Genomic DNA, 12,508 nt, shown 5'->3' with positions numbered 1-12,508 from the left:
CGCGACGCGGCGGCGCAGGCCGCGGCGGCCGTGCGGCAGGAGGCGGCGCTGATGCGGGCCTGGGGCGTCGGTGCCGGCGAGCTGGAGCGGATGCCGTTCGGGCCGCGGGCCCGGCTCGCCGAGCGGCTGCGCACCGGCCGGCTCGCCCGGTGGGCCGAGCTGATCGGCCGCTTCCGGCAGATGGCCGACGGCGAGCGTGCCCGCAAGGTGGAAAACGCCCCCGGAGAGCTGGTCGGCGTGACGCTCGGCGACGACCTCTCCCGCATCGTCCCCTCCGAGCTGGCGGGCCTCGGCCTGCCCGAGCTGCGCGCCGTCTTCGCCGCGCGCTACGCCGCCGGGGAGCTGATGCTCTACGACAGCCGGGGGGAGCGGGCCACCGGCCGGGGTGCCGTCGTCGCGTGCGTGGACACCTCGCACTCCATGTACGCGGACGGGCCCGGCGGGGTCACCCGGGAGGCGTGGGCCAAGGGGTGCGCCCTGGCGCTGCTGGACCAGGCCCGGCACGCGGGGCGCGACTTCGTCGGCATCGTGTTCTCCGCCGCCGACAAGATACGGGTCTTCCGCTTTCCGGCCGGCTCGCCCGCCGGGACCGACCGGGTCGTCGACTTCGCGGAGACCTTCCTCGGTGGCGGTACCAGCTATCAGACGCCGCTGACGGCGGCCCGCGAGCTGCTGGAGGAGGAGTTCGACGACACCGCCCGCATGCGCGGCGACATCGTCCTGATCACCGACGACGACTGCGGCGTCACCGAGGAGTGGATGCGCGGCTGGAACGCCGCGAAGCACCGGCTGGGTTTCCGGGTGTTCGGCGTCGCCGTCGGCAGCCCGCGTGCCGCGGAGGACGGCTCGGTGCTGGAGGCCCTGTGCGACAACCTCCGGACCGTCGAGGACCTCACGGACGTCCATGCCGCCGCCGACCTCTTCCGTCTGATCTGATCCCGCCGGTCCGGCGGTCTCCGCGCGGGCCGACGGGTCCGGACACATCGGGTCGGACCCGTCCGGGTGAATCCGTGTCGGCCGCCGGTGGCCGGGTACGCGGTCCGCACCCCCTGAGGATGTGGAGGGAGACATGCAGCGAGGCAGCGACCGGATGAGTGTCCACCGCGACGACGAGATGAAGCACGAACTGCAGGGTCTGCTCAGGTCCGGGCACCCCACCCGCAGCGAGGAGTGGAACGACCCGGAACCGATCGCGGACGACGATCCGGAGGTCATGCACGGGCCGGTGACCCCGGGCCGCGGGCCGACGTACCTGGAGTCGCTCCGGCTGGAGCTGGCCCGGAACCTGACCCGGGGCACCTTCCCCGCGGGCCCTCGGGAGCTGAGCCGCGCCCTGCGCCACGGCAACGCGCCCGACGCCCTCGTCGAGGGACTGGAACGGCTGCCGCAGAAGGCGCGCTACGACAACGTGCAGGAACTGGCCGTCGCCCTGACCGAGAGCGGCGGGCCGGGGAACGCCGGGCCACAGGGCGCCTAGGCACGGAAGGACGGGCCGTGATGGCCGAGTACGTGAGGGACGTCATGACCGCGGGTGTGGCCGCCGTCCGTCCGGACTCCTCCCTCGTCGAGGCGGCGCAGCTGATGCGCACGCAGAACATCGGTGATGTGGTGGTCGCGGACGGCCAGGACGTCGTGGGCGTGCTGACCGACCGGGACATCACGGTGCGGGCCGTGGCGGACGGCATCGACCCCATGGCGGTGAGCGTCCGCACGGTCTGCACCCCCCATCCGCTGACGGTCTCCCCCGGTGACCCGGTGGCGGACGCGGTCACGCTGATGCGTGAGCACGCCGTGCGCCGGCTGCCGGTCGTGGAGGACGGGCTGCCGGTGGGGATGGTGAGCCTCGGCGACCTGGCCGAGGCCCGGGACCCCGACTCGGTGCTCGCCGACATCAGCCGCGCGCGGCCCGACACCGGGGAGACCGGGGGCGGCGCCTGACGCCGGCGGCGCCCCGAGGAGTCCGCGGGGCCGTCGGAACGGCCTCGTGGCCGAACGAGACACGCGCGCCGGGCGGTGACAGCCGCGGCGCGCCGGGAAAGGAATCCGAAACCCCATGCGCATCGCATTTCTGACCGCACCCGAGGGTGTGGAACAGGTCGAGCTGACCGAACCGTGGCAGGCGGCGAAGGACGCGGGTCACGAGCCCGTGCTCGTCTCCACGCGGTCCGGTGAGATCCAGGCCTTCGACCATCTCGACAAGGCGGACACGTTCCCGGTGGACGAGGTGGTGGGCGACACGTCCGCCGACTCGTTCGGCGGGCTGGTCCTGCCGGGAGGCGTGGCCAACCCGGACTTCCTGCGGATGGACGAGAAGGCCGTCGCGTTCGTCAGGGACTTCTTCACGCAGGGCCGGCCGGTGGCCGCCATCTGCCACGCCCCGTGGACGCTCGTGGAGGCGGACGTCGTACGCGGCCGGGTCCTGACCTCCTGGCCGAGCCTGCGGACCGACCTCCGCAACGCGGGCGCCACCTGGGTGGACGAACGGGTCAAGGTCTGCGACCACGGCGACAACACCCTGGTCACCAGCCGGAAGCCGGACGATCTCGAGGCGTTCTGCGAGACCTTCCTCGCGGAGTTCGCCAAGGCCGGGGGCTGAGCCTTCAGGGCGGCACCCGGCGTTCCCGGGGCCCGGCCGGCCGACGCGTACCGAACGCGTCGGGCGGCCGGGCCCCGGTACGGGCGTCGCACGCGCCCGGCACGCGCGGGCGTCGTACCGGGCGCGACCCGCGGCGCTCAGGCGCCGGGGGCGGCGTTTTCTCCGGAGTGCCGCTCCCGGGCGCCCTCGCGGGTGCGGCCCGCGGCGACCGGGCGCCGCGGGTTGCGGCGCAGCCATTCGCCCTCCAGCTGCGCCATGCGCTCGTTGTGGGCCCGCAGCGCGTCGTTCGACCCGTACAGCAGGGTGTCGTGGCGCGTGCGGTGGATGGTCTCCAGCTCCTTCATGAGCTGCTGGTCGTCCAGTCGGCCCGGGTCCACCCCGGTCGTGGTGTCGTCCCGCGTGTCGTGTTCGTTCATGCGGTCCGGGTACCCGCACCGGAAGCACTACCACCCCCGAGCGGCATCCGGGAGGGAGCCATGGATCTCTCGTTTCTGCATCCCCTCTACGAACATCAGGGGCCCTGGGCCTCCGTGTACGTCGACCTCTCCCGGCACGCGGAGGACACCGCGCACGAACGTGAGCTGACGGCCGCCGCGGTGGCCCGGGAGCTGGCGGCGCAGGGCGCGGACGACGCGACCTGCCGGGCCGTGCGGGAGGCGGTGGAAGCGCTGCGGCACTCCACCGACCCGCACGGGCGGGCGCTGTTCGCCTGTGCCGGGCGGGTGGTCCTCGACCCGCCGCTGGCACGCGCCCCGCGGGGCGGCACGGAGACCTGCTGGGCGCCGCTGCCGCACGTGGCGCCGCTGCTGGAGCTGGCCGGCGAGGACCCGGTGTGCGTCGTGGCGTACATCGACCGCAGGGGCGCCGACTTCGAGCTGCGCAGCGCCCTGGGCAGCCGGGACGCGGGTTCGGTGACCGGCCGGCAGTGGCCCGTGCACCGCACGAGCAGCGTCGACTGGTCGGAGCGCCACTTCCAGCTGCGGGTGGAGAACACCTGGGAGCACAACGCGGCGGAGATCGCCGACGCGCTGGCCGTGTGCCAGGAGGAGACGGGCGCCGACCTGCTGATCCTGGTGGGTGACGACCGCGAGCGGCGGTCCGTGCACGAGCGGCTGCCCAAGCGGCTGCAGGACCGGACCGTGGAGGCCGCGCACGGCGCGGGCAGCCGGCTGCTGGACGAGGACGTGGAACGGCTGCGCGACGAACACGTGCGCACGCGGACGCGGGACGACCTGGAGAGGTTCCTGGCCGCGCGCACGCCCGACGGCGAGGGCCGGGCCGCCGCGGTGGAGGGCGTACCGGCGCTGATCGAGGCCGCCCGGGAGCACCGCATCGACGAACTGCTGATCATCCCCGACGGGCCCGAGACGCACCGCGAGGTGTGGATCGGCGAGGACGCCGACCAGCTGGCGGTGCGCCGTACGGAACTGAAGACGCTGGGCGAGCAGAACTCCTGGTCGGCTCGCGCGGACGACGCGCTGCTGCGTTCGGCGGTGATGACCGGTGCCCCGGCGATCTCGGTGACGTCGGCCCTGCCGCAGGAGGCGGCGGACGACGCGCCGGTGGGCGGTCTGGGCGCCCTGCTGCGCTGGCGCTGACGCACCCGCCCGGCGGCCTCCGGTGTTCCGGGCGGCCGGCTACCGGGCCCGCTCCACCCGCCGTTCGTCCCAGACCGGCTCCGGTGTCTCGCGGACCCGGCCGTCGCTGCCGAAGACGAGGTAGCGGTCGAAGGAACGGGCGAACCAGCGGTCGTGGGTGACCGCGAGGACGGTGCCCTCGAAGCCCTCCAGGCCCTCCTGGAGGGCTTCGGCGCTCTCCAGGTCGAGGTTGTCGGTCGGCTCGTCGAGCAGCAGGGCGGTGACGCCCTGGAGTTCCAGCAGGAGGATCTGGAAGCGGGCCTGCTGGCCGCCGGAGAGCCGGTCGAAGGACTGCTCGGCCTGCTGGGTCAGCTCGTAGCGGCGCAGCCGGGACATGGCGGCGCCCCGGTCCTGGGCGTGCTCCGTCCACAGGATGTCCAGGAGGGTGCGGCCCTGCAGCTCGGGGTGGGCGTGGGTCTGGGCGAAGTGTCCGGGCACCACGCGCGCGCCCAGTTTCCAGTTCCCGGTGTGCGCCACGTCGTCGCCGGCCAGCAGCCGCAGGAAGTGGGACTTGCCGGAGCCGTTGGAGCCGAGGACGGCGACCCGCTCGCCGTAGAAGACCTCCAGGTCGAAGGGCTTCATCAGGCCGGTGAGTTCCAGGCCCTCGCAGGTGACGGCGCGCACGCCGGTGCGTCCGCCCTTCAGGCGCATCCGGATGTCCTGCTCGCGGGGCGGCTCGGGCGGCGGGCCGGCCTCCTCGAACTTGCGCAGCCGGGTCTGGGCGGCCGCGTACCGGGACGCCATCTCGTGGCTGACCGCGGCCGCCTGGCGCAGCGTCAGCACCAGCTTCTTCAGCTGCGCGTGCTTCTCGTCCCAGCGGCGGCGCAGTTCCTCGAAGCGGGCGAAGCGCTCGCGGCGGGCCTCGTGGAAGGTGGCGAACCCGCCGCCGTGCACCCAGGCGTCGGCGCCCGCGGGGCCGGGTTCGACGGAGACGATCTTCTGGGCGGCGCGGGTGAGGAGTTCGCGGTCGTGGGAGACGAAGAGGACCGTCTTGCGGGTCTCCCCCAGCCGCTCCTCCAGCCAGCGCTTGCCGGGCACGTCGAGGTAGTTGTCCGGCTCGTCGAGCAGCAGCACCTCGTCGGTGCCGCGCAGCAGCGCCTCCAGGACGAGGCGTTTCTGCTCGCCGCCGGAGAGGGTGCGCACCTGTCGCCACTGGGCCTTGTCGTAGGGGACGCCGAGCGCGGCCGTGGTGCAGATGTCCCACAGGGTCTCGGCCTCGTAGCCCTGGACCTCGGCCCAGTCGGCGAGGGCCTGCGCGTAGCGCATCTGGGCGGCCTCGTCGTCCACCGTCATGATCGCGTGCTCGGCGGCGTCGACGGCGCGCGCGGCCTCGCGGATGCGGGGCGGCGCGACGGACACCAGCAGGTCGCGCACGGTCGTCTCGTCGCGGACGGAGCCCACGAACTGGCGCATCACCCCGAGGCCGCCGCCGACGGTGACGGTACCGCCGTGCGGCTTGAGCTCCCCGGACAGCAGGCGCAGCAGGGTGGTCTTGCCGGCCCCGTTGGGTCCGACGAGGGCCACGACGGCGCCCTCCCCCACCCGGAAGGAGACGTCGCCGAGCAGCGCCCTCCCGTCGGGGAGGTAGTACTCCAGGTGCGCGGCTTCGAGATGACCCATGGGCCGGATTCTGCGGCTCCGGACGCCGTCCGGGCAAATGCTTATCCCCGGGTACGAGCCGGGCGGGGGCGCGGGCGGCACGCCCCCCGGCAGGAAACCCCGTCCGCCGGGTAGGCGGGGGGAATGAGCCCCGACGTAGACCTCACCGCCCCGACGCCCGGCCCGCACCCGGTGCGCGACGGCCTGCTGCGGCTGGACCAGCGTGTGTTCGAGGCGGTCGCCGCCCGGCACTGGCCCGGCGCCGACTCCGTGCTGCCCCGGCTCAGCCGCGGCGCCAACCACGGCGTGCTGTGGTTCGCGGCGGCCGCCGCGCTGGCCGCGGCCCGCACCCCGCGGTCCCGGCGCGCCGCCGTCCGCGGCCTCGCCTCGCTGAGCCTGGCCTCCTTGACGATCAACACGCTCGGCAAGCGTTCGGTCCGCCGGCCGCGGCCCGTGCTGGACCCGGTGCCGCTGGCCCGGCAGCTGAAGCGGCAGCCGATCACCACGTCCTTCCCGTCGGGGCACGCCGCGTCGGCCGCCGCGTTCGCGACCGGCGTCGCGCTGGAGTCACCGGCGTGGGGTGCCGCGGTGGCCCCGCTGGCCGGCGCGGTGGCCCTCTCGCGGGTCTACACCGGTGTGCACTTCCCGAGCGACGTGCTCGCCGGGGCCGCGCTGGGCGCCGTCGCCGCGTTCGCCGTACGGGGCATGGTGCCGACGCGTGCCCAGCTGATCCCGCCGGCCAGGCCGCGCGCCGACGTTCCGGCGCTGCCCGGCGGCGAGGGCCTGGTGATGGTGGCGAACACCGCGTCCGGCACGGCGGACCGGGTGCGTGCGCTGTGCGACGCGCTGCCCCGGGCCGAGGTCGTGGAGTGCGATCCGGAGGACGTCGGCGCGGAGCTGGAGAAGGCGGCGGAACGGGCCGTGGTGCTCGGCGTCTGCGGCGGCGACGGCACCGTGAACGCCGCGGCGGAGATCGCCATGCGTCACGGTGTGCCCCTGGCGGTACTGCCGGGCGGCACGCTCAACCACTTCGCCCACGACCTGGGCGTGGAGGACGCCAAGGACCTGTGCCGGGCGCTGGAGGGCGGCGAGGGCGTGCGGGTGGACGTCGGCCGGTTCACCTCCGGTGACCGGCGCGGCACCTTCCTGAACACCTTCAGCCTCGGTGTGTACCCGGAGCTGGTGCGCGAGCGGGAGCACTGGTCGCCCCGGATCGGCGGCTGGCCGGCGGGGGTGCTCGCGGCGGTGCGGGTGCTGCGCGCCGACCGGCATCCGCTGGAGGCCGAGGTCCAGGGGCGCAGGCGTCCGCTGTGGATGCTGTTCGCGGGCAACGGCACGTACCACCGGATGGGCCTGGCCCCGGGCCGCCGGCTGGACCTGGCGGACGGGCAGCTGGACATCCGGGTGGTGCACGGCGGCCGCCGGCCGGCCCTGCGGCTGCTCTCGGCGGCCCTGGCCGGACCGCTGACCCGCTCCCCCGCCCACGCCGCGGTGCAGGTGGGCCGGCTCCGGCTGACCGGTGTCGCGCCGGGGACGCTCCTGGCGTTCGACGGGGAGATCACCGAGACGCAGGGCGACCTCGTCCTGGAGAAGCTCCCGGAGGCGCTCACCGTCTACCGCCCCCTCACCGGGAACCACCTGGTCGACCACTCCTCCTGACCTGTCGTCAGCTTTTCCTGACGAACCATCAGTCCACATTTCAAAACGCTGGTCTCACCATGTGATGTGCGGGCGTACGGTGATCCTGCCGCCGGGCGGGGGCGCCGCACCCCGCGCACCGGCGCGCCGGGCCGTCACGAAGAGGGGACCAGTCATGTCCGGACAGCAGGAGACCGCCGTGTACACGCACGGGCACCACGAGTCCGTACTGCGCTCGCACACCTGGCGCACCGCCGCCAACTCGGCCGCGTACCTGCTCGGCCACCTGAAGCCGCACATGAGGATCCTGGACATCGGCTGCGGCCCCGGCACCATCACCGCGGACCTGGCGGAACTGGTGCCCGACGGGCACGTGACCGGCGTGGACCGGGCCCCGGAGATCGTGGAACGGGCCCGCGCCACCGCCGCCGGGCGGGGCCTGTCCAACACCGACTTCGCCGTGGCGGACGTGCACGCCCTGGACTACCCCGACGACACGTTCTGCGTGGTCCACGCCCACCAGGTGCTCCAGCACGTGGGCGACCCCGTGCAGGCGCTGCGCGAGATGAAGCGGGTGGCGAAGCCGAACGGGTTCATCGCCGTCCGCGACGCCGACTACGGCGCCATGACCTGGTATCCCGCCTCCCCGGGCATGGACGACTGGCTGGAGCTGTACCAGAGGGTGGCCCGCGCCAACGGGGGCGAGCCGGACGCCGGGCGCCGGCTGAAGGCGTGGGCGCTGGAGGCCGGGTTCACGGACGTCACGGCGACCTCGGACACCTGGACCTTCTCGACACCGGACGAACGGGAGTGGTGGAGCGGCCTGTGGGCGGACCGCACCCTGGCCTCGGCCTACGCAGAGCGGGCCGTGCGGGGCGGCCACGCGACGGCGGAGGAGCTGCGGGCCGTCTCGGAGGCCTGGCGGGAATGGGGGAAGCGGCCGGAGGGCTGGTTCGGCGTCCTGCACGGGGAGATCCTGTGCCGGAAGGAATCCTGACGGACGTCTGATCGGCGCATTACGGGAAATCAGTACGGTAGGAGGTACACATCATGGTTCCGCTTCTCCTCGTGCTGCTTCTCGCGCTCATTCTGTTCGGCGCCGGATTCGCACTGAAGGTGCTCTGGTGGGTCGCCCTCGTGGTCATCATCCTGTGGTTGCTGGGATTCCTGGTACGCGGGACGTCCGCAGGCGGCGGCCGAGGCCGCTGGTACAGGTGGTGAACGACAGGCGGTGAGGCTGCTGCCCCGGGAGGCTCACTCCCGGGGCAGCAGCGGTCCCAGCGGCCCGAGGTCCAGGTTCAGGTCCTCGGGCCGCAGTCCGTAGCGGTCGCGCAGCTCGGTCATCCGGTCGTCGAGCAGCATCAGCGTGAGCCCGATCCGTTCCTCCTGCTCCTCGCTCAGGTCGCCCTCGTCGACGCGGCGCAGCGCCTGGCGTTCCATGAGCTGGCGCAGCAGCTCCACGACGGTCAGCACCAGCTTGACCAGGTCGCGCTCGACGGTGTCGGGTTCCAGGTCGAGGCTCTTGCGGCGTTCGGGAAGATCGCTCACGTCAGTCCCCGAACGGTGACGGCACGTTGCGGTTGACCGAGCTGATCAACGCGTTGAGGTCGATGCGGACCAGGTCGACGTCCGCGATGCGCAGCGTGATGTCACCGGTGATGACCACTCCGCCGGCCAGCAGCCGGTCGAGCAGGTCCACGAGGGCGATCTCACGGCGTTCGACGACGGTCATGACTCCTCCCCCGTTGTTTCGACGCCCGCTGTTTCCGCGCCCGCTGTTTCGACGCCCGCTGTTTCCGCGCCCGCCGCCTTCTCGCCGGCGGTTTCCTCTCCCGCGAAGGAGTAGGCGGCCCACGGGCCGGTGAGTTCCACACGCATTCCGGGAGTGTCGTCCTTCGTACGGTCCACCATTTCCACGAATTCCTCGGAGACGTTCCGGGGCACCAGGTAGGCGGCGTTGAGGACGTTCCGTCCGGCGGCGCCGGAGAGCGTGGGATTCTGCGGCGCGTGCAGTCGCGTGTCGTCGGCCCGGGAGGACAGGTTCGCGTGCAGACGCGTCGCGAACTCCTCGGCCCTGGCCCACAGGTCCTCGTGCGCGCGCGTCCGCATGCGGCGCTGCCGCAGGTAGTCACGGCCCGAGACGGGCTTCGGCGCGGGCTCCGCCGAGCGGTCCGGCTGCCCGGCCTCCGTCTCGACGTACACCTTCACACCCCATTCCACCCGGCCCTCCAGCCGGTCGAGGGTGCGCCGGAAGTCCTCCTCCCGCTCCTCCAGCATCACGCGGACGCCGCTGTCGTCCCGGAAGACGGTGGCCAGCCGGAGCGGCAGCGGCGTGGTGACGACGGTGAGCGCGTCGATGACCTGCTGGTGGGCGCGGGCGGTCCCGGCGAGCCAGTCCAGGTCCTCCAGGTGGGCCCGCAGCGCCTCCTCCGAGAAGTCGGCCTCGGGCACGTGGCTGACCACGGCGATCAGGCCGTGGTGGGGCAACAGCCTGGGCGGATCGCCCGCCACCCCGGTCAGCTGGGACTGGAGGGGGACGTCGAAGGGCCGGCAGACGGCGTAGACGTACCGCAGTCCCGTCATCGTTCCTCCTTCGGTACGCGGCCCGACTCCAGCTCCCTCAGCCGTGCCCGCAGCTCCGCGTTCTCCCGGGTCAGTTCGTCGCGCCGGGCGCGCGAGGAGAGCGCCGGGTCGCTCTCCCACCAGTCGATGCCCATTTCCTTGGCCTTGTCGACGGAGGCGACGATGAGCCGCAGCTTGATCGTGAGCAGCTCGATGTCGAGCAGGTTGATGCGGATGTCGCCCGCGATGACGACGCCCTTGTCGAGCACCCTCTCCAGGATGTCGGCGAGGTTGGCGCTCTGTCCCTGGCCGTAGGGATCGGGCAGCCGGCTGGGAGTCGTCATCGACGGCTCCCGCGGTCGGCGTCCTCGTACTCGTCCTCGTATTCGCCTTCGTCCTCGTACTCACCGCGGGACGCGTACTCGTCCTCGGGCTCCTCCTCGTCCTCCTCGTCCTCCTCGTCCTCCTCGTACTCGTCCTCGGGCTCCTCCTCGTAGCCGTCCTCCTCGGAGTCCTCGGAGTCCTCGGGCTCGTCGGAGTCCTCCTCCGTCTCGTCCTCGGCGTACGGAGCGTCCTCGTCGTCCTCGTCGTAGGCCTCCTCCGCCTCCTCGGAGTCCTCGGACCCGTCGCCCTCCCGGGCCTCCGGCTCCTCGCCCTCGTGGTCCTCCTCGCCCTCCTGGTTCTCCCGCTCCTCCTCCGCGACCGCGTCCTCGTGGCTGCGGACGACCTCGCCGTCGCGGATCTCGCCGCGCCAGCCGTCCTCCGCCTCGCCCTTGAGGGTGATGTGGCGGACGAAGTTCTTCAGGTCGAGGCGGGCCCGGCGGCCCTGGGCGCGCCAGATGTTGCCGGTCTTCTCGAACAGACCGCTGGGGTAGTACTCGATGACCAGGATGACGCGGGTCAGGTTGTCGGCGAGCTTGTGGAAGCTGACGACGCCCTTGGTGGTGCCTTTGGCGCCCTCCGACGTCCAGGAGATCCGGTCGTCGGGCACCTGCTCGGTGGTCTTCGCCTTCCAGCTGCGGTTGGACCAGAAGACCTTCAGCTGCCAGTCGGACGTGGTGTCGTCGGCGCGGTTCGCGCTCTTGACGCCCTTGGCGAAGGTGCTGAAGTCCTGGTACTGGGTCCACTGGTCGTAGGCCGTGCGCAGGGGCACGCCGACGTCGACGTACTCGATGATGACGGTCGGCTTCTGGCCGCCGCCGCCCTTCTTCTTGCCCTTGCCGCCGCCGAGGTTCTTGAAGGCGCCGACCACGTTGTCCTTCACCTTGCCGGCGCCGACCTCGAACGCGGCCCGCATCGGGCTCTTGCCCTCGGCGAGCTTGCGTCCGCCGTCGAGGGCGAGCTTGGCGAAGCCGGGGCTGTTGCCCTCGGCTATGTCGTTCAGCTTGCCGGTGGTCTCGCCGAGCTTGCGGCCGACGCCGGTCAGCATCCGTGTGGCCTGGGCGGCGAGGTAGTCCTGGACCTCCGCCTTCAGACGGTCGGCCGCCTCGCTCCGGGCCACGTCGGCGAGCGGGTTCTTCTTGGCGGCCTCGCCTGCCGTGGAGGCCGCGGAACCGGGGGTGCCTGCCATCACTCGTCACCGCCCTTCGACTGCCGGGACCCCGCACCGCGCGCGGACGCCGTCTTCTTGCCGGCCGCCTTCTTGGCCGGCTGCGCCCGCTCGGCGGCCGCCCTGCGCCCGGGCGCCTTCGCGGCGGCCTTCTTGGCCGGCCGCTTCGCGGGGGCCTTCTTCGCCGCCCCGCGCGCCGCCTCGGACGCCTTCTTCGCGGGCCGCTCGCGGCTCCGCCCGGACTCCCGCCGTTCGTCCGGCTCGTCCGCGCGCTCCTCCTCGTCGCGCTCCTCCTCGTCGCGCGGCTCGTCGTCCTCGTACTCCGAGTCCTTCGAGTCACGGGAGCCGCCGGAGAGCTGGTCGCGCACCTGCGCGGTGCGCCCCTGGAGACGATCGGCCAGCGCGTTGATCTGCCGCTCGACCATGGCCCCCGACGCGGCCTTGCCCACGCCGCGCAGGTCCGTGCGCAGCTGGTCCCCGATCTCCTTGAACTGCGGGTTGTTCTGCATCTGCGTGGAGACCAGTTCGGCTATGCCCTTGGGGGTCAGGTTCAGCTTCCTGCCGGCCACCATGGTGCCCACGGCGACCGCCAGTTTCAGCTTCTTGGTGCGTCCCAGCAGATAGCCCGCCCCTACGGCGAGGCCCAGTCCCGTTCGATTCATGGTGCCGTCCCGTTGCCCAATCCCGCGCTGTGGCGCGTAGCGATCTCCAGCCGGTCCAGGAGGGCGTCCTCCTCCTGGTCGAACTCCTCGTCGGTGATCTCCCCGGCCTCCAACCGCTCCTCCAGACGGGCGAGTTCGGCCCGGATCGTGGAGGGGTCGTAGTAGATGCGCTCGGCCTCGGTGAGCACTTGCCTGATCGCCCAGCCGCCGGCGCGCGCCGGAGCGAGCGGCAGCAGGAGGATCTCCGAGAGGAGTCCCACGGTCG

The 12,508-nt window shown here is 72.9% G+C and carries 17 protein-coding genes; 8 read left to right on the top strand and 9 right to left on the bottom strand.

The genetic code is table 11. From position 1 onward, the window contains the following. The 4 genes from JHAT_RS18845 to JHAT_RS18830 all read left to right on the top strand — a co-directional run. The coding region (locus tag JHAT_RS18845; protein WP_143660452.1) for a VWA domain-containing protein at positions 1–936 on the top strand (936 nt) is incomplete at its 5' end. A 133-nt stretch (positions 937–1,069) separates the two neighbouring features. Beyond that, positions 1,070–1,477, top strand: coding sequence for a DUF2795 domain-containing protein (locus tag JHAT_RS18840; protein ID WP_077799369.1), 408 nt, complete (start codon positions 1,070–1,072; stop codon positions 1,475–1,477). Positions 1,478–1,497: 20 nt separating this feature from the next. Next, positions 1,498–1,938 (top strand): CBS domain-containing protein, encoded by a 441-nt coding sequence (locus JHAT_RS18835; protein ID WP_077799368.1) that lies wholly within the window; start codon positions 1,498–1,500, stop codon positions 1,936–1,938. 115 nt (positions 1,939–2,053) lie between these two features. After that, a complete protein-coding gene (locus JHAT_RS18830; protein WP_077799367.1) occupies positions 2,054–2,596 on the top strand; it encodes a type 1 glutamine amidotransferase domain-containing protein in 543 nt (180 codons plus the stop codon). Between the two features lie 137 nt (positions 2,597–2,733). On the opposite strand, the gene JHAT_RS18825 is transcribed toward JHAT_RS18830, so the two are convergent. Further along, entirely contained in the window at positions 2,734–3,012 is a 279-nt protein-coding gene (locus tag JHAT_RS18825; protein ID WP_077799366.1) for a DUF6158 family protein, read from the bottom strand. A gap of 60 nt (positions 3,013–3,072) precedes the next feature. Here JHAT_RS18825 and JHAT_RS18820 point away from each other — a divergent pair, with 60 nt between their 5' ends. Next, positions 3,073–4,194, top strand: coding sequence for a Vms1/Ankzf1 family peptidyl-tRNA hydrolase (locus JHAT_RS18820; RefSeq protein ID WP_077799365.1), 1,122 nt, complete (start codon positions 3,073–3,075; stop codon positions 4,192–4,194). Between the two features lie 39 nt (positions 4,195–4,233). Here JHAT_RS18820 and JHAT_RS18815 read toward each other — a convergent pair whose 3' ends face one another. Further along, the gene (locus tag JHAT_RS18815; protein ID WP_077799364.1) at positions 4,234–5,853 is read right to left on the bottom strand and encodes an ATP-binding cassette domain-containing protein; all 1,620 of its coding nucleotides are present in this window, start codon (positions 5,851–5,853) and stop codon (positions 4,234–4,236) included. Between the two features lie 123 nt (positions 5,854–5,976). Between JHAT_RS18815 and JHAT_RS18810 the strand changes: the two genes are divergently transcribed. The 3 genes from JHAT_RS18810 to JHAT_RS18800 all read left to right on the top strand — a co-directional run bounded on the left by JHAT_RS18810 (position 5,977) and on the right by JHAT_RS18800 (position 8,691). After that, on the top strand, positions 5,977–7,491 hold the full coding sequence (locus JHAT_RS18810) for a bifunctional phosphatase PAP2/diacylglycerol kinase family protein (RefSeq protein WP_077799363.1): 1,515 nt from the start codon (positions 5,977–5,979) through the stop codon (positions 7,489–7,491). Positions 7,492–7,645: 154 nt separating this feature from the next. After that, a complete protein-coding gene (locus tag JHAT_RS18805) occupies positions 7,646–8,467 on the top strand; it encodes a class I SAM-dependent methyltransferase (RefSeq protein ID WP_077799362.1) in 822 nt (273 codons plus the stop codon). A gap of 53 nt (positions 8,468–8,520) precedes the next feature. After that, positions 8,521–8,691 carry a hydrophobic protein gene (locus JHAT_RS18800; protein WP_077799361.1) on the top strand — a complete coding sequence of 57 codons (171 nt, stop codon included), beginning with the start codon at positions 8,521–8,523 and terminating at the stop codon, positions 8,689–8,691. A gap of 33 nt (positions 8,692–8,724) precedes the next feature. Here the strand turns inward: JHAT_RS18800 and JHAT_RS18795 are convergent, their stop codons facing one another. From JHAT_RS18795 to JHAT_RS18765, 7 genes are read right to left on the bottom strand one after another with little or no spacing between them, the layout of a single operon-like run. After that, positions 8,725–9,018 carry a gas vesicle protein K gene (locus JHAT_RS18795; protein WP_077799360.1) on the bottom strand — a complete coding sequence of 98 codons (294 nt, stop codon included), beginning with the start codon at positions 9,016–9,018 and terminating at the stop codon, positions 8,725–8,727. Position 9,019: 1 nt separating this feature from the next. After that, a complete protein-coding gene (locus JHAT_RS18790; RefSeq protein ID WP_077799359.1) occupies positions 9,020–9,202 on the bottom strand; it encodes a gas vesicle protein in 183 nt (60 codons plus the stop codon). Continuing rightward, positions 9,199–10,053, bottom strand: coding sequence for a GvpL/GvpF family gas vesicle protein (locus tag JHAT_RS18785; protein ID WP_077799358.1), 855 nt, complete (start codon positions 10,051–10,053; stop codon positions 9,199–9,201). The genes JHAT_RS18790 and JHAT_RS18785 overlap by 4 nt, the downstream gene beginning before the upstream one ends. Continuing rightward, positions 10,050–10,376 carry a gas vesicle protein gene (locus JHAT_RS18780; RefSeq protein ID WP_077799357.1) on the bottom strand — a complete coding sequence of 109 codons (327 nt, stop codon included), beginning with the start codon at positions 10,374–10,376 and terminating at the stop codon, positions 10,050–10,052. The genes JHAT_RS18785 and JHAT_RS18780 overlap by 4 nt, the downstream gene beginning before the upstream one ends. Next, positions 10,373–11,602, bottom strand: coding sequence for an SRPBCC family protein (locus tag JHAT_RS18775; RefSeq protein ID WP_077799356.1), 1,230 nt, complete (start codon positions 11,600–11,602; stop codon positions 10,373–10,375). Before JHAT_RS18775 ends, JHAT_RS18780 begins: the two co-directional genes overlap by 4 nt. Then, positions 11,602–12,243, bottom strand: a complete 642-nt coding sequence (locus tag JHAT_RS18770) for a DNA primase (RefSeq protein WP_077799355.1) — start codon at positions 12,241–12,243, stop codon at positions 11,602–11,604. The genes JHAT_RS18775 and JHAT_RS18770 overlap by 1 nt, the downstream gene beginning before the upstream one ends. Beyond that, complete coding sequence (locus JHAT_RS18765) at positions 12,240–12,503, bottom strand: gas vesicle protein GvpG (protein WP_077799377.1); 264 nt, start codon at positions 12,501–12,503, stop codon at positions 12,240–12,242. The genes JHAT_RS18770 and JHAT_RS18765 overlap by 4 nt, the downstream gene beginning before the upstream one ends. Between the last annotated feature and the right edge of the window lie 5 nt (positions 12,504–12,508).

Source organism: Streptomyces sp. JHA26, from assembly GCF_002005565.1.
Taxonomy (GTDB): domain Bacteria; phylum Actinomycetota; class Actinomycetes; order Streptomycetales; family Streptomycetaceae; genus Streptomyces.
The sequence above is the reverse complement of the archived record's forward strand: the minus strand, read 5'-3'. Positions and strand labels throughout refer to the sequence as shown.

Bases quoted from the DNA above. Each gene is read 5' to 3' on its own strand.
- JHAT_RS18835 (WP_077799368.1), top strand. From the start codon at position 1,498: ATGGCCGAGTACGTGAGGGACGTCATGACCGCGGGTGTGGCCGCCGTC.
- JHAT_RS18825 (WP_077799366.1), bottom strand. From the start codon at position 3,012: ATGAACGAACACGACACGCGGGACGACACCACGACCGGGGTGGACCCG.
- JHAT_RS18805 (WP_077799362.1), top strand. From the start codon at position 7,646: ATGTCCGGACAGCAGGAGACCGCCGTGTACACGCACGGGCACCACGAG.
- JHAT_RS18815 (WP_077799364.1), bottom strand. From the start codon at position 5,853: ATGGGTCATCTCGAAGCCGCGCACCTGGAGTACTACCTCCCCGACGGG.
- JHAT_RS18770 (WP_077799355.1), bottom strand. From the start codon at position 12,243: ATGAATCGAACGGGACTGGGCCTCGCCGTAGGGGCGGGCTATCTGCTG.
- JHAT_RS18830 (WP_077799367.1), top strand. From the start codon at position 2,054: ATGCGCATCGCATTTCTGACCGCACCCGAGGGTGTGGAACAGGTCGAG.
- JHAT_RS18780 (WP_077799357.1), bottom strand. From the start codon at position 10,376: ATGACGACTCCCAGCCGGCTGCCCGATCCCTACGGCCAGGGACAGAGC.
- JHAT_RS18775 (WP_077799356.1), bottom strand. From the start codon at position 11,602: ATGGCAGGCACCCCCGGTTCCGCGGCCTCCACGGCAGGCGAGGCCGCC.
- JHAT_RS18840 (WP_077799369.1), top strand. From the start codon at position 1,070: ATGCAGCGAGGCAGCGACCGGATGAGTGTCCACCGCGACGACGAGATG.
- JHAT_RS18800 (WP_077799361.1), top strand. From the start codon at position 8,521: ATGGTTCCGCTTCTCCTCGTGCTGCTTCTCGCGCTCATTCTGTTCGGC.
- JHAT_RS18820 (WP_077799365.1), top strand. From the start codon at position 3,073: ATGGATCTCTCGTTTCTGCATCCCCTCTACGAACATCAGGGGCCCTGG.
- JHAT_RS18785 (WP_077799358.1), bottom strand. From the start codon at position 10,053: ATGACGGGACTGCGGTACGTCTACGCCGTCTGCCGGCCCTTCGACGTC.
- JHAT_RS18810 (WP_077799363.1), top strand. From the start codon at position 5,977: ATGAGCCCCGACGTAGACCTCACCGCCCCGACGCCCGGCCCGCACCCG.
- JHAT_RS18790 (WP_077799359.1), bottom strand. From the start codon at position 9,202: ATGACCGTCGTCGAACGCCGTGAGATCGCCCTCGTGGACCTGCTCGAC.